Source organism: Lacrimispora sanguinis (assembly GCF_044987295.1).
GTDB classification, from domain to species: domain Bacteria; phylum Bacillota; class Clostridia; order Lachnospirales; family Lachnospiraceae; genus Lacrimispora; species Lacrimispora celerecrescens_B.
On record NZ_CP173277.1, the window covers coordinates 5,091,816 to 5,111,954 of the forward strand.

Sequence of the window (20,139 nt, forward strand, 5' to 3'; positions counted from 1 at the left end):
TTCCAGCTGCCCCAATGCCCTTTACCTGTTAATTCTGTTCCGTCAGTTTGAGATAATTTTTTAACTCTTTGTTCCAGCCTGCAAACAAATCATCCTTGCGATGGTCGGTTAAGTCTGCGTGCTCTGATAAATAGTTTCCCATGTAGTCTGACACTTTTTTTGCTCCAAAGTAGTTTAAGTGATCACCGTCATCCCGGGAGTCTTTTGCCCAATCAATGCCAAGGGTATCGATATCTAAATTTAAGTCAATGTAAGTCAGCTGGTTTTCGTTGGCAAAGGCTGCGGCCGCATTGTGTTTGGCGTAGGACCAGCATTTTGGCGATGGTGCGCTGTATAGGATCAGCTGAATATCCTTATCCTTGCACAGGCTTGCAATTTTATTTAAGTATAATAAAGGCTGCTCGTCAATCACATAAACATCATCTGTTTCAGTGACATAAGGCCCGCGTTTGTAGGGATTCACGATTGCGCTGTACTGATATCCCTTATATACCGTGATCTGCTCCTGCTTTATCTTATGGCCTAATGCTTTCAGCATATAAAAGTGAAAGTATTTCCAGTTATCATGGTATTTGTAAATGGGAAATATTTTTTTAACTGTTTCTTCAATGGAAGTTTCAAGGGTGTTGATGTATTTGAAATCCCGGTAAAACGCATTGGTTTCCAGGAAAACAACTTTCGGATGCTGGTTTTTAAGCAGCCGTTCCAGCAGATAGTAAGTATCCTGCAGCTGCTGGCTTGGGACGCCGCAGTTATATCCTGTGTAGCCGTAATCATTCCACACCTCCATGGGTGAAATGCTGGCGCTGCATTCGCTGTCCCCGATCGCCACATAGTCTATGGTGTTTTTGGGTTCCTTTAGGATGCCGTTTGCCTTTTTATATAGGCTGTCTCCCATATTGTTGTAGGGAATAAGCAGGTATGAGGCAATGTACAATAAAAGGAAAAGCCCGGTTAAAAATGAAATTGATTTTATCCTATTTTTGTTTTTCATCACATCACCTCTTAAAATCCGGCATAAATAAGTTTTGCAGGTAAGTATCCGTCGCCGTAAGCCCCTAAAACAATGACAAGGAGAATGGCAACGTAAAGAAAGCTCCAGCGGGCGAACACATTCCACCCGGCAATCCTTTCACGGATAGAGATCCCCCGTTCATGGATCACACCCACCGTATATACCGCAATAAAACCAAAGAATACGGCAATGAAATCCGGCAGAGTCAGACCAAGCTTAAGCAGGGAACCGTCAGTGATCGCAGACCAGTGAAAGCCGGTGAAGATAGACCGGAACATATTCATGCCGGCAGTTAAGTTGTTGGCCCGGAAGAAGAGTTCTCCCGTAAACACGATTATAAGCAGCTTTACGGTCTGAAACCCTCTGTACAAGCTGTTGGTCCTGTCAATCCTTAAAGAGCTTGTAATCCGTTCCACCGCCGGTTCCAACAGATTCCCCATGAGAATGAGGACAAAATAATACATTCCAAAGAAAATATAGTTCCAGCCTGTTCCGTGCCACAGTCCGTTTAAAATCCATACGCCAAACAAGGCGACAGAAGAGGAAAGGATCTGCCCAAAATGCTTTCCGAATTTAGCCCGGGATCTCTTCCCCAGATTCTTAACGAATTTGGTTAAGGATATGGGATAAAAAATGTAATCCTTTAACCAGGCACCAAGGGTAATATGCCAGCGTCTCCAGAATTCCGATGCGGTCTTGGAGAAAAAGGGCTGACGGAAGTTTTCGGGAATGGTTACCCCAAACATTTCCCCGGTTCCGATGGTCATGTCAATACAGCCGGAAAAATCTGCATATAGCTGAAAAGTATATAAAACAGCACCTGCGATCACGATAATGCCGCCGTAATGATTGGGGGTGTCGAAAATCGTTTCCACAAGCAGATTAAGACGGTCTGCAATCACAAGCTTTTTAAATAATCCCCATATCATTCGCTGAAGGCCGTAAGTAACGTTCTTGTATTCCAAAGGCTTTCCCAGACAAAGGGCTTCGGCAGTCTGAGAGTAGCGGCAGATAGGGCCTTCCAAAAGGGTTGGAAAAAAAGCGAGATACAAGGCCAGTCTGCCTAAATTGTCATCGGCTTCTATTTTTTCATAATAAACGTCAATCAGGTACGAGATCGCCTGCAAGGTGTAAAAGGAGATACCGATAGGCAGAGCGAACTTCATGGCAGGCAGAAGCCTTGGGAAAGATATTGCCTTTAACACCAGATTGAAGTTTTCAAAAAGGAAGCCGGAGTATTTTAAAATCAATAAAATGCTAAGCTGCAATCCGATCCCAAGCCATAAGATTCTGCGGCGTTTGGCCTCATAAGCTACTTTTTCTGCCTTTTTATTCTCAGGGGCGTGAGATGCCGATAAAAAGTCCTTTTTACAGGAAGTAAGCCATAGACCGATATGGTGAATGGAAAGGGTAGAAAAAAGCAGGTATACCAGCAGCTTTCCGCTAAAGGAAAGGAAAAAAACATAACTGGCAGAAAGCAGTACTTTATAACGGAAGTTTTTGGGCGCAAGCTGGTAGGCCAGCAATACAACCGGCAAAAAGATGAAAAGGTATAGGAGTGAATTGTAGGCCATCTTTTATTCCTCTTTTAAACGATGGATCATATCCCACATTGCTTGTGCAGAGTTAAAATTAGCGGGTACCATGTCTATGGGAGTGATCTCAATGCCAAATGCATTTTCAAGCTCCGGGATGAGAGAGAGAATGGAAAATGAGTCTAAGAGCCCTCCGTCAATAAGCTTTGTTTCTGTTTCATAATCAAGGCTTGGGTTTATATCGTTTAAGATTTCTAATAATTGTTCCATGGTTTTATCTCCTTTATAGTTGAAAATAATTTAAAACATTCGTTTGTAAATGAGGTCTTGCAATACGGAAGCCATCTTTTGCAGAATAGATAAGAATCTGCGGTAAATCCCGGCTTAAAAATAAGGACATGCCTTCTGTTGCGGAATAAGCACCGGTTTTTTGGAAAATAAGCCGGTCTCCCCCCTGGAGGTTTTGGAAAGGGTATTTCTTTACAAGCACATCGTTCACCGTGCAAAGGGAGCCGCATACCGTCCATTCCTTTTGCTCTCCCTCCCGGTGATTAACATGAAGGATGTTCGGCTTTTTCATGGCGAGCATTTGCCCGTAATAATTTAGCTGGTGGATCCCGCCGTCAACAATGCAGTAAGGTTCCCCCTTGTTTGTCTTCTGATCCACCACGCTGGTCACGTAGAAACCGCAGGGGGCAGCGATGAATCTGCCCATCTCCAGTGCGACCGTTCCGCCAAACGTAAGATTTTTGATAGAAAGGGCAAGGCTGTTTAACATCAGTTCTTCTTCATTTTTCTCTTCTTCAAAATAGCAGATAGGAAGTCCGGGACCATATTCCAGCCTTTTGACAGGAAAACCGTAATCCTGATATAATTCCCGGCAAAACTGATCCAGCATATGAAGTTCATTTTCCAGTTTTGTTATTGATTTCTTTTGGGTACCGGAAAAGTATTGGATTCCTTCAATGGTTATAAATTCATGGGCTCTGCCTTCCACGATTTGGCGGATCAGGCTTTCATCCATACCGAACTGGTTTCCGGAGGTCAGGCGGAGGAGGACCCGGATGGGTGTTTGAAGCAATGTGCTGCAGGCATCAAGTATCTGCCAGTGGGAGAGGGACTCGACGGTGTAAATGATCTTATCTCCATAATGGTTCAATGCGTATTCCACGTCCTCAAGTTTCTTATGTACGCCAGACATAATAACTTTCCCCATGTTGATTCCGGCTCTTTCGCAGATGGCGAATTCACCGGGAGAGCAGACCTCAAAGGAATCCACTACTTCCTCTAAATCCTTAATTACAAATGGATTGGCCTTCATGGCATAGCATAATTCTACATCCTCTTCAAGGACACCCCTGATTTTGTTGACCTGTTCTGCCAGGATATCCGTATCAAAAATGTAGAAGGGGGTCTGGTACTCATGAATGTCATATTCAAACTTTTTCTCGTTCATGGCTATTTTCCTTTACACATTTCCAATAATTTTTTTCTGTCTATTTTACCGTTTGCCGTAACCGGCAATTCCGGCAGAGGATAAAATGCAGACGGGATCATATAAACCGGCAGGGATTCCCTCATCCGTACCGAAATTTCCCTTCCTTCCATCTCGCCAACATAAAATGCCCCAATCCTGCTTTTCTCCTCATCAAAGACGCAGCATGCCCGCTGAATAAGAGGATAGCTGTTTATAACGGCTTCGATCTCTTCCAGTTCTATGCGGTGGCCCATGTGTTTGATCTGAAAGTCCTTGCGTCCGGCAAAGCAAAGCTCTCCGTTCTCCACATAGAAGGCCAGATCACCGGTCCGGTAAATCGTTTCCAGGCAGTGAGTGTTAAGGGGATTCTGGACAAATGCCCGTTTTGTCTGCTCCGGATTGTTATAGTATCCAAGCGCCAAAGCGGTTCCGGATACACAAAGCTCTCCAATCCGTCCCTTTTCAGTGACTGGTTTGTCATCCTGATCCAGGAGGAAGACCCTTTCATTGGGGAACGCCTTTCCTATAGGAAGGGTTTCATGGGATTCAAATTTCCGTTCAACAGGGTAGTAGGTACAATTGCATGTGATTTCTGTAGGTCCATATAAGTTTACGTATCTCGCGTCAGGAAGGTATTTCTGCCAGATCGTTAAATGCTTAACAGGCATTGCCTCGCCGCTGAATAATACCTTATTAACCCTGGAGGGAACCTTATAGGTGAACCCCTTTAACTGGGTAATCAGACACAGGGCGGAAACCGCCCAGATCAGAGTGGTTACCTTACGTTCGCATAAGAAGTCAAGGAGCTGGGTTGGAACTAAGAAAAATTTTTTCGGGATAATGACCATGGTGGCTCCCATTTTAAATGTGGAGTAAATATCCTTAACAGACACATCAAAATCAAAGGGGGCCTGATTCCCGATAATGTCTTCTCCGGTTATGCCGAACATGGAAGGAAAATATTCCATAAAATCAATAACGGAACGGTGGCTGACCAATACTCCCTTAGGAACGCCGGTAGAGCCTGAGGTAAAGTTGCAGTACAGAGGATCGATGTCCAGGGACAGATCACGGATAAGTTTTAGGCGCTCCTCCATAATTTCGGTTTTTATTATCTCATGGTAATCAAGCAGATTGCCGGAAAATTCCACGCCTTCCGGCAGGATCTCGGTATCCCCTAAGGTGATGATGGAGTTTGCTTCCAGCACCTTAAGTATCTGATTGATCCGCACGGCCGGCTGCACCGGGTTGATCAGGACATAGAAGCATCCGGCATATACAATGCCCATGAATGCTGTAAGTGCCTCCACACGTTTATCCATAAAAACCACAACAGGGTTTCCGGGTGATTCAAAACCGGAAAGAAAGCTGCCGATTTGTTTGGCATGTAATAACAGTTCTTGATAAGAGCAGCTTTTATCCTGATCTTCCACAGCAATTTTCTCCGGATAGATGCTTTCTGAGTGTTCAAGGTATTCCAATACGTTTCTCATAGGTTTTTACTCCTCTCTGACTGGTTCGATTGGAAACGTGACTCGAACTTTAAAATTAGTCCGGTTTTTTTGTATCTTAAAAGTGCCATTCATTTGTTCTACTATTTTCCGGCAGGTTTTAAGTCCTATGTTGGTGCTTTCTAAAAACATGCTGTCCATGCGGATCATATTGGAAATGATGATGATCAGGTCATTGCCGTCCGTGTAACTTTTGACCAAGACCGGTCCATCCATGCCGGCGTATTTTCTCACATTGGAAAACAGATTATCGAATAGCCGTCTTAAATATTGGATATCAGCGGTTATGCTGCAGGATTCCTCTACATATTCTGTTTTTACGTCAAGTCCTAAGTTGCTAAGATCAAAAACGTACTCCATAAGAAGCTGCTGGAGAAGGATCTTAGCGTCGAAGGTCTCCATTTGCATCAACATCTTCTCTTTGCCGAACACAAGAAAATACTGGAACAGACGGTCAGATAAATCCTTTAGCTGAATGGACTTTTCCCTGCAGCTTTTGATGTATTTGTCAAACTGTTCTTCCGATTGATAGCTTTTTGAATCCAGTATTTCTAAGTAGCCGATCAGTGAAGTTAGGGGAGTCCGGATGTCATGGGACATGGAAGTGATCAGCTCACTGTTTGCCTCCCAGGCTTCTTTTTCGCTCTTATATCTTGTTATGATAGAATTTCTCATGTTATCCGCATTTTTAGCAAGTAATGCGATTTCATCGTTTCCTTTATAAAAAATCGGCTGCTCCAAATCCCCTTTTTCAATTAAGGACACCTCTTTTGATAAAAGCATGATCCTGGCAATGATCCGGTGGTTATAGAAAATTAGGATCACAAACAGAAACAGGAAGAAGACTCCCCAGGAAATATAAGTGACCAGGTTATACCATTTGATTTCCGACGAATCTATGATGGATACGGAATAGGTACCGTCGCTGAAGGAAATATCCCGTATGGCCTGTTTGCTGCTTTCCCCAATGGAGCTGGCAGTTTCATAGGGCGCATATGCATCATTCCAGAAACCGGATTCGTAGATGATCTCGTTGCCGTTAAAAATGGTCACGTAGACATATTTATGGTTCTTTACCCATTTGGATATGGATCTTACATTTTTCACTGATATGTTGTATTTATTGATGTAATTTTCAAAAGAGTTTTGATAACCGGTCAGTCGTTTCCAAGCGGCATCTTCATTCAGATGGTTTCTGGATACCAGATAATCACCGAAAGCCTGGGAAGCAAAGTACATCCCAAAGCTGATGACCGCTCCAAGGATCAATACAAATATTTGTTTATATCGTAAAGATGAGATCCATTTATGTTTCATCGATCTGATAGCCCTTTCCCCAAACGGTTCGTATGATGGTAGGATTGTTAAAATCCAATTCCAGTTTTTTCCGAAGCTTTAAAATATGTACCATGACAGTGTTCGTGGAAGAGGGTAGGAACTTGTCATTCCATACGCCCTCGTAGATGGCCTGTGCATCCTTGGCTTTTCCTCTGTTCTTGACCAGATACATCAAAACCTGGAACTCTGTGTCCGTAAGCTCAATTTTTTGATTTTCCCGATAAACAAAATGGCTTGCAGTGTCGATCATAAGATCCTGCAGCCGGATTTCTGAACTATTAAAGGGAGATGTCCCTTTCCCTTTATAAACAACATATCGTCTCAAAAGAGAACGGACCTTCATGAGAAGCTCTGCCTGAGAAAATGGCTTTACAAGATAATCATCGCCGCCGTTTTCATAGGCCTCTGTTTTATCACTTTCTTTTGATTTTGCTGTTAAAAACAAAACGGGGGCAGAAGATATCCTCCGGATCAGGGTACAGGCGTCGGTTCCTGATAAACCGGGCATCATGATGTCTAAAATAATAAGGTCAATATCAGGATTGTCTGTGACGGCTGCGACCGCATCGTTTCCGTTTGCTGCTTCTGACACGGAATAGCCTTTGTTTTCCAGCTGGATGCGAAGGACTTCCCGGATGTCTGCATCGTCATCCACTACCAATATCTGCTGCGCTGAACTCATGGATCGACAGCCTCCTTATCTATATTTAATATGAAAAATTATATCATTTATGGATAGAATAACAATGAAATTTAAGGGAATTAAGAATTATTAAGATTTGGTCTGTGAGTAAAAAAGACCGGTCAGGAAAGACCGGTCTTTGTGTTCTTTTTAGGGGAATATGCCATGCCCATGTAGGCATCACCGGATCGCAGCTCTTCAAGCATCTGATCGATCCGCTTTCTGCGGGTTTCCGGACGCCTGGCCCTTGTGATCCAGCCGATATAGTCATTTTTCTGATAAGGTGGACGGGTATCGTAAGCCCCTGTTAAATCCTCTCTCTGAAGCTCCGCCATTACATCCTCAGGCATGGGATAGCGGGGACGCAATGTTTTTTCCTTTGTTATTCCCGCTTTTTTCTCCTCTAAAAGTACGGCCTGTTCGGCTGTCCGAAAGCGGACCATTCGTTCAATGAGTTCAAGGGGGAGGGGCTTGTCATATGGAAACTGAACCGTGCCCTTTGAGTAATGGTATTCCTTCAGTTCTTCATGAAAGGCAATGATTGCGGATGGGGCCGGATGAAATCCGACATGCCTTTTCCCCGCTGAGAAATGTACCAGATTACCGTGATAGACAAATGTGGCCATTCCCCAGCTGATTTTTTCCGTTGCTTCCGGTGCGGCCTTTTTTATGGTCTGGTACAGCGTTTCCAGGACGGGCTGTATATCCAGGCTTTGGCCTGCAATGTATTCTCCAATGGTATTTGGGAGCTTCTGTTCCATATCATACCTCCTCTTTCTGCATCTTTGTTATATCATATCACATTTCTAATATTTTTACCTGAAACCAGCACTGGTTATACGGAAATATCATAAAATATGGAAAGACTCTTATTTGGAGATTATAAAATGGGTTATTACGACTACGAAGGTTACCAGCCTTATTCTTATGACTACATTCCTCAATACTGGAATACGGTGGCATCTCCTCTGAACTTTCAGCAGGTGATGAACCCTGACATTTTCACATATCCCCAGAATCTGGATGGTGCCCTTGAATTGATTCTGGAAGCACTTTCGGGTGAAACGGAGGACCGGGTATTTTATATGTGGCTCATAAACCAGGCTTCCTCAGAAGCGGATAAACAGATTATATCCGGCATCCGTGACAATGAAATAGGACATTATGCTTTATTCCGGCAAATTTACCAGGATTTGACCGGCGAGATGCCCCCATCTACAGAAGGGGAATCTTTTGTAGAACCTGAAAGCTATTGCGCTGGTTTGTCAAGAGCCTTGTTAGGCGAGCAGAATGCAGTACAAAAATACCGTAAGATCTTTTATGCCATGCAGTCACGTATTCATATAAATATGATGGTTGAAATTATTACAGACGAAATCAGGCACGGAATTCTTTATAGTTATCTTTATTCTAAAAATGGCTGTGGTAGCCAGAACCAGAATCAGACCAAAAATGCCTAAAAAAATATATAAAAGCAGCCGGATCTTATGAAATCCGGCTGCTTATTTCTCGTTCATTTTTGTATGATATGTACCTTCGCAAAGGAAATCGTGTTATGATATATATACGATAGAAAGCAGAAAAACGAAAGGTGGATTATATATGGGCATTTCGGAAAGCAATATTCAAAACGATGGTACCGGGATTATGAAAGAAGGTAAGGAATTAATACATGAGATAAATGAGAGTGCACCGGCTTTTGGAGAAGCAGCAATTTGGTGGCTTGGACAGATGGGCTTTGCCGTAAAGCTTGCCGGCAGGACTTTTTATCTGGATGCGTTCTTATCCCAGCATCCGAACAGGAGGATACCGTCCCTGTTAAAGCCTGAGGAAGTGACCAATGCGGATTACATCTTTGGCAGCCATGATCATACGGACCACATTGACAGGAAGGTCTGGCATCAGCTGTCGGTCAGCTCTCCAAATGCCAAGTTCATAGTGCCAAAGCTGCTTATTCCTTCCCTTTCCAATGATTTACATATAAACTTGGACCGGTTCATTGGCCTTGATGATGGGATCACCCTGGAGCTTTTGGATAATATCCGCATAACAGGAATCGCTTCTGCCCATGAATTCCTTGACCAGGACCCAGAGACAGGTTCCTACCCCTATATGGGCTGTGTTTTGGAGGGGGGCGGATGCTCCCTGTATCATTCCGGCGACACCTGTGTTTATGAAGGAATGTACGGAAAGCTTAGGAAATTCGGGAAACTTGATGTGATGTTCCTTCCTATTAATGGGCGTGACGGAAGGAGATACAGAGAAAACATCATCGGTAACATGACGTTTCAGGAGGCGGCGGATATGGCAGGGACTTTTCGACCCGGCCTGGTAGTTCCGGCGCATTATGAGATGTTTGCAAAAAACAGGGAAGACCCATTGCTGTTTGCGGATTATCTTGCGGCCAAATACCCTGGCATAAACCACTGGATCGGCAGACATGGAGAGAAGTTTCTGATTAAGCACTGAGGAGTAAAAAAAGGCATCCGAATGGCCATACGGATGCCTTTTTTCTATTATTTAACGGTTTCTTTACACCGCGATTTTCTGTATTGAAGTTAAAATTTCGTTAAAAATTGATGCATTATTTTTTGAAGTCTGTTAAGAAGTTGTATATATTTTTGCAAAAATATATGGTTTATTCTTGTATTTTCCCGTTTTATCCTGATTTGTGGGAAGCTCTCTCTTTCTTTTGAAATGGTTTTTTATACTGTGCTTTTGAGTGTAAAAACTGTGTAAATTGTACATAAAACAAAACATTGACAACCACTTTTAGTGTGTTATAATGAGCACGAATTAATCGATGATGCGGTAGAGAGCATACAGCTGGAGAATTTTGACGGTATCGTTGATTTTTTTTATTCTCAATTGTGACAGATATAATAAAACAAAAACAAGGTGATGAGTGTATGGGTGCGATTACAGGTTTAATTTTATTTCCATTGGCTGCAGCATTAGGAATCTTACTGGTCAAAAATGATGAGGTAAGAAATATGATTGTCAGGGTAGGAGCCGCAGGTACGGCTGTTTTGACTCTGGTAGTTGTAGGGTTATATTTTAAGAGCGGAATTGCTTTGTCCTTCCGTTTGGAAAAAGCAATTGAGGCTGTTATGGCAATTGCAGAGACGGCTATCGCTGTGTATGTGATTTCCATCGGCATCAAGTACAAAAAGTATGTTATTTCGGTTTTATCGTTTGTTCAGGCATCAGCAATGCTTTGCTTTGAATTTACGGTAAAACATAATATTGAAGTGAAACATGCCATGATTTTCGATAAACTGACGGCAATTATGGTACTGGTTATTGGACTGGTAGGAAGCCTGATTTGTATTTATGCGGTGGGATATATGAAGACTTATCATATCCACCACAAAGAATATAAAGAAAGGAAAAACTTCTTTTTCGCAGTTCTATTTTTATTCCTTTCCGCCATGTTTGGAATCGTATTGAGCAATGATCTTACCTGGATGTATTTCTGCTGGGAGCTGACCACACTATGCTCATTCCTGTTGATCGGTTATACCAGGACAAAAGAAGCCAGAAACAATTCCTTCCGTGCCTTGTTGATTAATCTGGGCGGCGGAGTTGCTTTTGCAGCTGGTATCATTTTCATCGGTATTTATTATAAAACCTTAGAATTGTCAGTGGTTACTTCCATGAAGCCGGAAGCGGCAATGATGATACCCGTATTTTTCCTGTCCCTGGCTGCACTGACCAAATCAGCCCAGCTTCCGTTTTCCTCCTGGCTTCTTGGAGCGATGGTGGCACCAACTCCTTCTTCTGCATTGTTGCATTCCGCTACCATGGTAAAAGCAGGTGTGTATTTAATTATCCGTCTTGCGCCACTCTTAGGAGCGACTCCTGTTGGAAAAACCGTAACCTTTGTGGGAGGAATTACGTTCCTTGCCTGTTCCCTGATGGCGATTTCCCAAAGTGACGCCAAGAAGATTTTAGCTTATTCCACTTTGGCTAACTTAGGGCTCATCGTAATATGTGCCAGCATCGGAACCCAGGAATCGTTATGGGCTGCCATCCTTTTGATTATATTCCATGCAGTATCCAAATCACTGCTTTTTATTTCCGTTGGTTCCATCGAGCATCAGATTGGAAACCGGGATGTGGAAAATATGGATGTACTCCTTGGGATTTCAAAAAAGCTTGCGCTCTATATGATGATCGGAATCGCAGGAATGTTTCTGGCCCCGTTTGGAATGTTGATTTCAAAATGGGTTGCCATGAAGGCGTTTATAGATTCTAATAACGTTATTATTGTTATTATTCTGGCCTATGGAAGCGCCGCAACATTGTTTTACTGGACAAAATGGATGGGGAAACTGGTTTCAAGGGCCAATATGAATCAACAGAGTGAGAGCAAATTCCATCTTGATGAGGAGATTCCCATTACAATCCTTGCGGGAATGGTAGTGGTATCCTGCTTTACCTTTCCACTTGTGTCAAAATACGCTCTGATTCCTTATCTGACAGATGTGTTTGGAAGGACGGCATTGATCCCAATCGGAACGAATGACATTAAGCTGATGCTGTGCATGTTGAGTATGCTCATCCTTCTGCCTATCAGTTTTATTCCGATTTATAAAAATGATAAAAGAAGAAAAGTTCCGGTTTATATGGCAGGAGAAAACACCGGAGATAACGAAACATTCTACGGTGCCATGAATGAAAAACGAAAGATGGAACTGAGTAACTGGTATATGGTAGATTATTTTGGGCCTAAGCGATTAACTCTGTGGAGTGATGTCATCGCTGCCGCAATTTTAGTTTCCGGAGTTATCATGATGATAGGAGGAATGGCGTAATATGAATATTTTAATCTTGATAGGGATCGCCATGCTTGCTCCTGTTGCCGGAGGGTTGCTGACCGGTATTGACCGTATTATATCAGCCAGGCTTCAGGGGAGACAGGGACCGCCCTTACTTCAGCCATTTTATGATGTACTGAAGCTGTGTCAGAAGGAATCCATTGAGGTGAATTCCATGCACCGTTTCTTCGTGTATATCTCCCTTGCATTCGTGATATTTACCACTGTGATCCTGCTTTCAGGGGGAGATATCCTGTTAGCCATATTTGCTTTGACTCTTGGCTCCGTATTTTTCGTATTGGGCGGTTATGCCTCCAATTCTCCTTATAACACCATTGGTTCGGAACGGGAATTGCTGCAGATCATGGCTTATGAGCCTATGGTACTGCTTACCTGCGTTGGCCTCTATTATGCGGAAAACAGTTTCTTTGTAAAGGATATCGTAGCGGCACAAACGCCTTCGATCGTCTATCTTCCGGGAGTGTTTGTTGGACTTATATTTATCCTGACATTTAAGCTTAGAAAATCTCCCTTTGATTTAAGCATGTCCCATCATGGGCATCAGGAAATCGTAAAGGGAATTACCACGGAGTATTCCGGTAAGGATCTGGCTGTGATTGAGGTAACTCACTGGTATGAAGTGATTATTGCTCTGGCACTTGTTTATGTGTTTTTTGCAACGGCTGCGCCTATGAGCCATGTATTTGCGGTCATCGTATGTCTGTTGGTTTATTTTCTTGAGATCATCATAGATAATGGAGCTGCCAGGGTGAAATGGCAGCAGGCTCTTAAATCAGCGTGGATCGTTACCGGAATCATGGGTACGGTAAACTTAATCATCCTGTCATTTTTTAAGTGATTTTCCGGCAGGTCATGAAAGCTGCCAAGAGGCGGAATGGAGGATATTATGAGTGTTGTAAAAAAATCGCCATGGATTCTGCATTATGACGGAACCAGCTGCAACGGCTGTGATATCGAGGTACTGGCATGTCTGACACCTCTTTATGATGTGGAACGTTTTGGAATCATCAATACAGGCAATCCAAAGCATGCGGATATTTTACTCATTACCGGCAGCGTAAATGAGCAGAATATCCCGGTTGTAAAACAACTATATGAACAGATGCCTGATCCAAAGGCAGTGGTGGCTGTTGGAATCTGTGCCACCTCAGGAGGCATTTTTGCAGAGTGCTATAACGTGGTTGGCGGAGTAGGGAAGGTGATCCCGGTGGATGTTTATGTACCGGGCTGTGCAGCTCGTCCGGAATCGATTATTGACGGCGTAGTGAAAGCGCTTGATATTCTGGAAGAAAAGAGAAAGAAACGTTGATGCATTAGGAGGCAAATTATGGCTGAACAGATATTAAAAGAGATCTCCGCAAATGATCTGCTGGCGGAGACACTGAAAATAAAAAATGACGGTTACCGGCTTGTTGCTGTAACCTGTACCAATAAAGACGGCATGGAATTGACCTATTCCTTTGATAAGGATCATGAGCTTTTAAACCTTCGGATCTTAACCGATACAGAGACAGAACTGCCAAGTATCAGTATTATTTATCCGTATTCCTTTCTATATGAAAATGAGATAAAGGAACTGTTTGGAGTAAAGATCACAGGTATAATGCCGGACTTTAACGATAGCTTGTATAAGATTCCGGTCAAAACACCGTTTCAAATGAACGATTAGGCATGATGCCATCTGGCGTCAGAATGGAGGCTACTTATGGGAAACAGGACAATTGTTCCGTTTGGTCCTCAGCATCCGGTGCTTCCGGAACCGATCCATTTGGATCTGGTTTTGGAGGATGAAAGGGTTATTGAGGCGATCCCCAGAATCGGATATATTCACAGAGGTCTGGAAAAACTGGTAGAAAAGAAGGATTATCAGCAGTATGTCTATGTTGCGGAGCGGATCTGCGGCATCTGCTCCTTTATGCATGGCATGGGATACTGTATGTCTATAGAAAGCATTATGGAGGTGGAAATCCCGGAACGGGCAAAATTCCTGCGGACCATATGGGCAGAGCTTTCCCGTCTCCACAGCCATCTTTTATGGCTGGGCCTTTTGGCAGATGCTTTTGGATTTGAAAGTCTGTTCATGCAGTCCTGGAAGTTAAGAGAGCAGATTCTGGATATTTTTGAAGAGACTACCGGAGGCAGGGTTATATTTTCCGTATGCGAAGTGGGCGGTGTGAAAAAGGATATCTCTTCTGAGACCTTAAATAAGATGAAAGAGGTCTTAACCGCCATGGAGAAGGAATTAAAGGAGGCTGCCGCCGTATTTTTAAACGATTCAACCGTAAAACTCCGTACAAAAGGAGTTGGCGTACTGTCTAGGGAGGCGGCTTTCGAACTGGGAGCGGTCGGTCCCATGGCAAGGGCCAGTGGGATTGAAATGGATATAAGGTCCCAGGGATATGCAGCATATAATCAACTGGATTTTAAACCGATCACAGATCAGGGCGGGGACTGCTATGCAAGAACCAAAGTCCGGATCGGGGAATTGTTCCAGTCCATTGATCTGATCAGGCAGTGCATTGCCATCATACCCGATGGTGAGGTAAAAAGAAAAGTGACGGGTAATCCAAAGGGAGAGCATTTTACCCGTTTGGAGCAGCCGAGAGGAGAGGTGCTTTATTATGCAAAGGCAAACGGAACAAAATTCTTAGACAGAGTCAGGGTCCGTACTCCTACCTTTGCCAATGTCCCGGCCTTGTTAGAGACGTTAAAGAACTGTTCTCTTGCCGATGTGCCGATTCTGATCCTTACCATTGATCCATGCATCAGCTGTACCGAGCGATGACAGGCCCGGTCCATAGATATCATTGCTGGAAAGAACAGCGGAATTGAGGATAGTATGTCTATATTAAGGATGTCAAAGACGCTTTTAAAAAACCTGTTACATGGTCCCTATACGGTTCCATATCCGGTTAAGCGAAAAGAAACATATGAACGCACCAGAGGAAAAATCGAGATATCGATAGATGATTGTATCTTCTGTGGGATGTGTGAAAGAAAGTGTCCCACAGGAGCCATTCAAACAGATAAATCGAAAGCTCTTTGGAGCATTGAGAGGCTTCAGTGTATTCAATGCGGTTATTGCAGCGAAGTATGTCCGAAGAAATGTCTGAGGATGGAAAATCAATACACAGAGCCATCATACGGAAATGTAAGGGATGAATATGTAAAATGCATGAATACCCAATCACCCAGCGAATCATAGAAATTGCCGGAGAATATGCTGAAAAAAACCATGCAGAGGAAGTAAAGGTCATTCATCTGGTGGTGGGAGATACTTGCGGTTATGTGGCCAGTTCCATTGAACTTTATTTTGATATAATAGCGGAAGGAACTCCTTGTGAGAAAGCAAAGCTTCATATTAAAAGGGTAACACCTGAGCTTAAATGCAGTGCCTGCGGCAAATTATTTGTCCGGAAGCCCTTCACCTTTGAATGTCCTTTCTGCAAAGGAGAAGGCCGTCCCACAGAGATTGGACAAGAATTTTATATTAAGTCGATTGAAGTTTAGAAATGGAGGAAACGATGTCTGAGAATAAGGAAATAGAAATCATGCAGTCGGTCTACGACAAGAATGACCAGGTTGCATCACAGATCAATGCATCATTAACAAGTAAAGGCATCTATGCCATCAATGTAATGGGAGCACCGGGAGCGGGAAAAACTACCTCCTTAATACAGATTATCAAACGCCTTACAGATGTGACCTCTTATGTAATCGAAGGAGATATTGAGGCGGACTTTGATACGAAAACTCTCCAGTCCCTTGGAGTAAAGGCCATTCAGATCAATACAGGCGGAGCCTGCCATCTGGATTCTCCCTTGATCGGAGAAGCGGTGGATGAACTGAATATCAGCGATGGAGTTTTGTTTATTGAGAATATCGGCAATTTAGTGTGTCCTGCCGAATTCATGATCGGTGAACATGCAAAGATGCTGATTTCTACCGTAACAGAGGGCAGTGATAAGCCCTATAAATATCCCCTTGCTTTTGAAAAAGCCGACTTGATTTTATTGAATAAATGTGACCTTCTGCCATATATTGATTTTGACGAGGACTTTTTTATGAAGGGAGTCCGGGCTTTGAATCAAACGGCTCCGGTGATCAAGGTATCTGGAAAGACAGAAGAAGGTTACGAAAAGGTAGTAGAATGGATTGTGGAAAAAACAAGGTCATTGCAAAAATAATAAAGGTTTACGGCATTGTACAAGGGGTTGGATTCCGGCCCCTTGTTTATCGTGCAGCCAAACAATACGGGATAAAGGGGACGGTCCGCAATGTGGGCGGCTATGTTGAGATCGTGGCACAGTCCAAAGAGGCAGTTCTTGACCGGTTCCTATCTGACCTTAAGGAAAACAAGAGGGGCGGATATGAAATCATAAAGATGGAAACTGAGGAACTTCCTTTCATGGAGTTTAAAGATTTCCTCATTATAAAGAGTGAGTCCAGTGCGGAAATACTAGTGATCCCGCCGGATCTGCCGGTTTGTCCGGAATGCATGAGAGAGCTTTCCGACGCATCGGACAGAAGATACCAAAATCCCTTTACCAGCTGCATGTCCTGCGGCCCCAGATATACCATCATGGAAGATTTGCCTTATGACAGAAACAGAACTTCCATGGAGGATTTTCCCATGTGTGATGCCTGCCGGGAAGAATATACCTCACCGGAAAGCAGACGTTTTCATGCACAGACCATTTCCTGCAACGACTGCGGCCCCTACCTAATCTATCAGGATAAGGTAAATGACTTTCATGAACTGTTAGAAAGGGAAGCGTATGAAAAGACGGTAAAGGTTCTGTCACAAGGAGGCATTGTTGCGGTAAAGGGGATTGGGGGCTTTCATCTGGTTTGTTCTCCTTTTTTGGAAGAAACCGTAAACCGGCTTCGTAAATTAAAGGGGAGGGAGGAAAAGCCTTTTGCGGTCATGTTTCCGAATATTTCGGAGATAAAAAAGCACTGTCTGGTCTCTGAGGAAGAAACGGCATTGCTGGAATCAAAAGCAAGGCCAATCGTGCTGCTTTCCTTGAAACAGGAACTTATGGCACCTTCTACTGGGAATGGTAGTCTTTCTTGCGGTGCCTTTCTGCCGTACACGCCCCTTCAGCATATGCTGACTGAAGAACATGGACCTCTTATCATGACAAGCGCCAATTTTTCCGGACAGCCTATTATACGGGAGGATGGCCCTATGCTGGCTCTCTCATCCCCTTATCTAAGCGGAGTATTATATAATAAAAGAAGGATCGTCCGTTCTGTTGATGATTCTGTTGCCAAAATCATAGAGGGTAAGCCTCAGCTGATCCGAAGAAGCAGAGGCTATGTCCCTTATCCTGTTTTTCTTTCTCAGGAAGAAGGAAAGGATAATGGGACAAACACCGGGATTTTTGCGGCGGGTGGAGATTTAAAGGCTGCCTTTTGTCTTTGCCAAAAGGGAAATGCAGTGGTATCCCAGTATTTCGGGGACCTGGAGGAAGACGCAGTGATGGAGGAATATCAAAGATCCTATGAAGATCTGACCAGGCTGTTACGAATGGCTCCGGGGTTAGCGGTATGTGATCTCCATCCCAATTATCATTCGGCACGTTTTGCGGAAGCTTTGGGGCTTCCTGTTCTTAAGGTACAGCATCATCATGCTCATATTGCATCGGTCATGGCTGAGCACGTTTTAAAGGGGCCTGTAATCGGAGTTGCGTTTGACGGGACCGGCTATGGAACGGACGGGAACATATGGGGCGGAGAGTTTCTTGTCTGTGAGGGAAGTGACTTCATACGGGCAGCCCATGTAAGCATGTTTCCCATTCTGGGCGGTGACGGGTCTATGAAGGATGCCAGGAAAACGGCGTCCTGCTTTCTGCTTCATGAAGGCCTTGAAGCTTATGTCCAGGATGAGAGAATCGGAGTGATAAAAGCCGCACTGGAGCATAACGTCAACAGGGTGTTTACTTCCAGTATGGGGCGTCTATTTGATGCAGCAGCATCTGTTTTAAATATCGGACATGAGAGCCGTTATGAAGGGGAATGCGCCATATTGTTTGAAAAAGAGGCTGTGCTTGCAGAAAGAGGAGATATAAAGCCGGCTGACTTGTGTTTTGGCATAAAGGATAAGGAGGGGATCCTGGAATTAGATCCCCGGCCGGTTTTTGAGGCTCTTTGCTGTATGAGGAATAAGGTGGAGACAGGGGCTCTTGCCCTTGGCTTTCATCTTGCCCTGGCGCAAGCCGCCGCATCTGTGTGCGAAAGGCTGGAGAAAAAATACTTAAGCAATAACGTAGCCTTAAGCGGCGGAGTTTTTCAGAATTCCCTGCTGACAGAGCATACGGTCAGGCTTTTAAAGGAAAAGGGATTTAACGTTTATTTGAACAGGTCTGTTCCTCCAAACGATGGAGGAGTGAGCCTGGGTCAGGCTTATCTGGGAAATAACTATTTAAAATCCAATTATGGATTTGGAAAGGACAGGATGCCATGTGTGTTGCAGTACCGGGAAAAATAATACAGATAAAAGGTGATTATGCAAAAGTCAATATTATGGACAACATTACCGATGCCAATATAAAACTGGTGGATGCGAAAATCGGAGATTATGTTCTCATACATGCCGGCTGTGTGATTGATGTCTTAAAGGAAGACTTAGCCGAGGAAATTCTCTCGATATTTTCCCAGCTTCAGGAGGAACAGTAGAATATGATTGACCAGGTGATCGATGAATTAAAAAATTATGATGGAAGGCCGGTAAAGATCATGGAAGTATGCGGAACCCATACGTCCAGTATCTTTAAAAACGGCATCCGTTCCATGATCTCTCCCAAGATCCAGTTGATTTCCGGTCCGGGCTGTCCGGTCTGTGTTACCCCCTCCGCCTATATTGATAAGCTGACTGAATATTCCCTAAAGGAGAACCATTGTGTGCTGACCTTTGGAGATATGATGAAAGTCAAAGGAAGCAAGATGACACTGACAGAGGCAAAGGCGGCCGGAGGCAAGGTAAAGATCCTCTATTCTCCACTTATGGCAGTCGCGGAAGCGGAACAAAACAGAGAGATCCAATATATCTTTGCGGCAGTGGGGTTTGAAACCACGGTTCCTGTTTATGCCCTGCTTCTTGAGGAAATCCGGCAGAAGAAACTAAATAATTTAAAACTCATGACTTCCTTAATGACCATTGTACCGGCTCTTTCCTTTATTTGCGAAAATGAGAAAAACATCGATGGATTTTTAAGCCCCGGACATGTCAGCGTAATCACCGGAAGCAAAGCATACCGGGAACTGGCGGACAGATACCGAAAGCCTTTTGTAATAGCAGGCTTTGAAGGAGAGCATATCCTTGCCGCCATATATGAGATCATGACCCAGATCAAGAAGCAGCGCTATGAGGTGAAAAATATGTATGCCAGTGCTGTGACAGAGGAGGGGAACCAGAAAGCAGCCGCTTTTATCAAGGAATATTTTGAAGCAGCCGATGGCTTTTGGCGGGGAATCGGGATTATAGAAGGATCTGCTCTGAGACTTAAGGAAGAATACGGAGCCTATGATGCAGGAAGCGGGGAAGAAGAGACTAAAGAGGATATGCCAATTGGCTGCAAGTGTACGGATGTGATTCTTGGACGGATCAATCCGTCAGATTGCCCGCTGTTTAAGATCGTCTGTAATCCGCTTCACGCAGTTGGCCCCTGTATGGTGTCTCCGGAAGGATCCTGCGGCATCTGGTATCAGAATTCATGATCATAGGAAGAGGAGGCA

The 20,139-nt window shown here is 43.8% G+C and carries 21 protein-coding genes; 13 read left to right on the plus strand and 8 right to left on the minus strand.

What is annotated here, in order from left to right; all coding sequences use genetic code 11:
- Positions 1 to 28: 28 nt before the first annotated feature.
- From ACHZES_RS23825 to ACHZES_RS23860, 8 genes are all read right to left on the minus strand, one after another.
- Positions 29 to 994 (minus strand): hypothetical protein, encoded by a 966-nt coding sequence (locus ACHZES_RS23825; protein WP_038279578.1) that lies wholly within the window; start codon positions 992 to 994, stop codon positions 29 to 31.
- Between the two features lie 11 nt (positions 995 to 1,005).
- Positions 1,006 to 2,589, minus strand: coding sequence for an MBOAT family O-acyltransferase (locus ACHZES_RS23830; protein WP_395547572.1), 1,584 nt, complete (start codon positions 2,587 to 2,589; stop codon positions 1,006 to 1,008).
- A gap of 3 nt (positions 2,590 to 2,592) precedes the next feature.
- Entirely contained in the window at positions 2,593 to 2,820 is a 228-nt protein-coding gene (locus ACHZES_RS23835; RefSeq protein ID WP_395547571.1) for an acyl carrier protein, read from the minus strand.
- 13 nt (positions 2,821 to 2,833) lie between these two features.
- Complete coding sequence (locus ACHZES_RS23840) at positions 2,834 to 4,006, minus strand: diaminopimelate decarboxylase family protein (RefSeq protein WP_395547570.1); 1,173 nt, start codon at positions 4,004 to 4,006, stop codon at positions 2,834 to 2,836.
- Between the two features lie 2 nt (positions 4,007 to 4,008).
- Entirely contained in the window at positions 4,009 to 5,520 is a 1,512-nt protein-coding gene (locus tag ACHZES_RS23845; RefSeq protein ID WP_395547569.1) for an amino acid adenylation domain-containing protein, read from the minus strand.
- A 6-nt stretch (positions 5,521 to 5,526) separates the two neighbouring features.
- Positions 5,527 to 6,855 carry a histidine kinase dimerization/phospho-acceptor domain-containing protein gene (locus ACHZES_RS23850; RefSeq protein ID WP_395547567.1) on the minus strand — a complete coding sequence of 443 codons (1,329 nt, stop codon included), beginning with the start codon at positions 6,853 to 6,855 and terminating at the stop codon, positions 5,527 to 5,529.
- On the minus strand, positions 6,845 to 7,558 hold the full coding sequence (locus ACHZES_RS23855) for a response regulator transcription factor (protein ID WP_395547565.1): 714 nt from the start codon (positions 7,556 to 7,558) through the stop codon (positions 6,845 to 6,847). The genes ACHZES_RS23850 and ACHZES_RS23855 overlap by 11 nt, the downstream gene beginning before the upstream one ends.
- A 122-nt stretch (positions 7,559 to 7,680) precedes the next feature.
- Positions 7,681 to 8,319 (minus strand): DUF1801 domain-containing protein, encoded by a 639-nt coding sequence (locus ACHZES_RS23860; RefSeq protein WP_395547564.1) that lies wholly within the window; start codon positions 8,317 to 8,319, stop codon positions 7,681 to 7,683.
- Between the two features lie 96 nt (positions 8,320 to 8,415).
- Between ACHZES_RS23860 and ACHZES_RS23865 the strand changes: the two genes are divergently transcribed.
- The 13 genes from ACHZES_RS23865 to hypD all read left to right on the plus strand — a co-directional run bounded on the left by ACHZES_RS23865 (position 8,416) and on the right by hypD (position 20,121).
- On the plus strand, positions 8,416 to 9,018 hold the full coding sequence (locus ACHZES_RS23865) for a rubrerythrin (protein WP_395547563.1): 603 nt from the start codon (positions 8,416 to 8,418) through the stop codon (positions 9,016 to 9,018).
- A gap of 142 nt (positions 9,019 to 9,160) precedes the next feature.
- A complete protein-coding gene (locus ACHZES_RS23870; protein ID WP_286173271.1) occupies positions 9,161 to 10,027 on the plus strand; it encodes an MBL fold metallo-hydrolase in 867 nt (288 codons plus the stop codon).
- A gap of 440 nt (positions 10,028 to 10,467) precedes the next feature.
- A complete protein-coding gene (locus ACHZES_RS23875; protein ID WP_395547562.1) occupies positions 10,468 to 12,375 on the plus strand; it encodes an NADH-quinone oxidoreductase subunit L in 1,908 nt (635 codons plus the stop codon).
- A gap of 1 nt (position 12,376) precedes the next feature.
- Positions 12,377 to 13,237, plus strand: a complete 861-nt coding sequence (locus ACHZES_RS23880; RefSeq protein WP_395547561.1) for a respiratory chain complex I subunit 1 family protein — start codon at positions 12,377 to 12,379, stop codon at positions 13,235 to 13,237.
- 48 nt (positions 13,238 to 13,285) lie between these two features.
- The gene (locus ACHZES_RS23885) at positions 13,286 to 13,708 is read left to right on the plus strand and encodes an NADH-quinone oxidoreductase subunit B family protein (protein ID WP_089991004.1); all 423 of its coding nucleotides are present in this window, start codon (positions 13,286 to 13,288) and stop codon (positions 13,706 to 13,708) included.
- Positions 13,709 to 13,726: 18 nt separating this feature from the next.
- A complete protein-coding gene (locus ACHZES_RS23890) occupies positions 13,727 to 14,068 on the plus strand; it encodes an NADH-quinone oxidoreductase subunit C (protein WP_038279556.1) in 342 nt (113 codons plus the stop codon).
- 36 nt (positions 14,069 to 14,104) lie between these two features.
- Positions 14,105 to 15,184 carry a nickel-dependent hydrogenase large subunit gene (locus ACHZES_RS23895; protein WP_038279554.1) on the plus strand — a complete coding sequence of 360 codons (1,080 nt, stop codon included), beginning with the start codon at positions 14,105 to 14,107 and terminating at the stop codon, positions 15,182 to 15,184.
- Between the two features lie 69 nt (positions 15,185 to 15,253).
- A complete protein-coding gene (locus tag ACHZES_RS23900) occupies positions 15,254 to 15,604 on the plus strand; it encodes a 4Fe-4S dicluster domain-containing protein (RefSeq protein WP_242843073.1) in 351 nt (116 codons plus the stop codon).
- Positions 15,571 to 15,909 carry a hydrogenase maturation nickel metallochaperone HypA gene (locus tag ACHZES_RS23905; protein WP_038279551.1) on the plus strand — a complete coding sequence of 113 codons (339 nt, stop codon included), beginning with the start codon at positions 15,571 to 15,573 and terminating at the stop codon, positions 15,907 to 15,909. Before ACHZES_RS23900 ends, ACHZES_RS23905 begins: the two co-directional genes overlap by 34 nt.
- Before the next feature lie 14 nt (positions 15,910 to 15,923).
- Positions 15,924 to 16,586 (plus strand): hydrogenase nickel incorporation protein HypB, encoded by a 663-nt coding sequence (gene hypB, locus ACHZES_RS23910; RefSeq protein ID WP_038279547.1) that lies wholly within the window; start codon positions 15,924 to 15,926, stop codon positions 16,584 to 16,586.
- The gene (gene hypF / locus ACHZES_RS23915; RefSeq protein ID WP_395547559.1) at positions 16,550 to 18,892 is read left to right on the plus strand and encodes a carbamoyltransferase HypF; all 2,343 of its coding nucleotides are present in this window, start codon (positions 16,550 to 16,552) and stop codon (positions 18,890 to 18,892) included. Before hypB ends, hypF begins: the two co-directional genes overlap by 37 nt.
- Positions 18,865 to 19,080 (plus strand): HypC/HybG/HupF family hydrogenase formation chaperone, encoded by a 216-nt coding sequence (locus tag ACHZES_RS23920; RefSeq protein ID WP_038279545.1) that lies wholly within the window; start codon positions 18,865 to 18,867, stop codon positions 19,078 to 19,080. The genes hypF and ACHZES_RS23920 overlap by 28 nt, the downstream gene beginning before the upstream one ends.
- A 3-nt stretch (positions 19,081 to 19,083) precedes the next feature.
- Positions 19,084 to 20,121 (plus strand): hydrogenase formation protein HypD, encoded by a 1,038-nt coding sequence (gene hypD, locus ACHZES_RS23925; protein WP_395547558.1) that lies wholly within the window; start codon positions 19,084 to 19,086, stop codon positions 20,119 to 20,121.
- Positions 20,122 to 20,139 lie beyond the last annotated feature (18 nt).

Bases quoted from the DNA above. Each gene is read 5' to 3' on its own strand.
- ACHZES_RS23825 (WP_038279578.1), bottom strand. From the start codon at position 994: ATGAAAAACAAAAATAGGATAAAATCAATTTCATTTTTAACCGGGCTT.
- ACHZES_RS23830 (WP_395547572.1), bottom strand. From the start codon at position 2,589: ATGGCCTACAATTCACTCCTATACCTTTTCATCTTTTTGCCGGTTGTA.
- ACHZES_RS23835 (WP_395547571.1), bottom strand. From the start codon at position 2,820: ATGGAACAATTATTAGAAATCTTAAACGATATAAACCCAAGCCTTGAT.
- ACHZES_RS23840 (WP_395547570.1), bottom strand. From the start codon at position 4,006: ATGAACGAGAAAAAGTTTGAATATGACATTCATGAGTACCAGACCCCC.
- ACHZES_RS23845 (WP_395547569.1), bottom strand. From the start codon at position 5,520: ATGAGAAACGTATTGGAATACCTTGAACACTCAGAAAGCATCTATCCG.
- ACHZES_RS23850 (WP_395547567.1), bottom strand. From the start codon at position 6,855: ATGAAACATAAATGGATCTCATCTTTACGATATAAACAAATATTTGTA.
- ACHZES_RS23855 (WP_395547565.1), bottom strand. From the start codon at position 7,558: ATGAGTTCAGCGCAGCAGATATTGGTAGTGGATGACGATGCAGACATC.
- ACHZES_RS23860 (WP_395547564.1), bottom strand. From the start codon at position 8,319: ATGGAACAGAAGCTCCCAAATACCATTGGAGAATACATTGCAGGCCAA.
- ACHZES_RS23865 (WP_395547563.1), top strand. From the start codon at position 8,416: ATGGAAAGACTCTTATTTGGAGATTATAAAATGGGTTATTACGACTAC.
- ACHZES_RS23870 (WP_286173271.1), top strand. From the start codon at position 9,161: ATGGGCATTTCGGAAAGCAATATTCAAAACGATGGTACCGGGATTATG.
- ACHZES_RS23875 (WP_395547562.1), top strand. From the start codon at position 10,468: ATGGGTGCGATTACAGGTTTAATTTTATTTCCATTGGCTGCAGCATTA.
- ACHZES_RS23880 (WP_395547561.1), top strand. From the start codon at position 12,377: ATGAATATTTTAATCTTGATAGGGATCGCCATGCTTGCTCCTGTTGCC.
- ACHZES_RS23885 (WP_089991004.1), top strand. From the start codon at position 13,286: ATGAGTGTTGTAAAAAAATCGCCATGGATTCTGCATTATGACGGAACC.
- ACHZES_RS23890 (WP_038279556.1), top strand. From the start codon at position 13,727: ATGGCTGAACAGATATTAAAAGAGATCTCCGCAAATGATCTGCTGGCG.
- ACHZES_RS23895 (WP_038279554.1), top strand. From the start codon at position 14,105: ATGGGAAACAGGACAATTGTTCCGTTTGGTCCTCAGCATCCGGTGCTT.
- ACHZES_RS23900 (WP_242843073.1), top strand. From the start codon at position 15,254: ATGTCAAAGACGCTTTTAAAAAACCTGTTACATGGTCCCTATACGGTT.
- ACHZES_RS23905 (WP_038279551.1), top strand. From the start codon at position 15,571: ATGCATGAATACCCAATCACCCAGCGAATCATAGAAATTGCCGGAGAA.
- hypB (WP_038279547.1), top strand. From the start codon at position 15,924: ATGTCTGAGAATAAGGAAATAGAAATCATGCAGTCGGTCTACGACAAG.
- hypF (WP_395547559.1), top strand. From the start codon at position 16,550: ATGGATTGTGGAAAAAACAAGGTCATTGCAAAAATAATAAAGGTTTAC.
- ACHZES_RS23920 (WP_038279545.1), top strand. From the start codon at position 18,865: ATGTGTGTTGCAGTACCGGGAAAAATAATACAGATAAAAGGTGATTAT.
- hypD (WP_395547558.1), top strand. From the start codon at position 19,084: ATGATTGACCAGGTGATCGATGAATTAAAAAATTATGATGGAAGGCCG.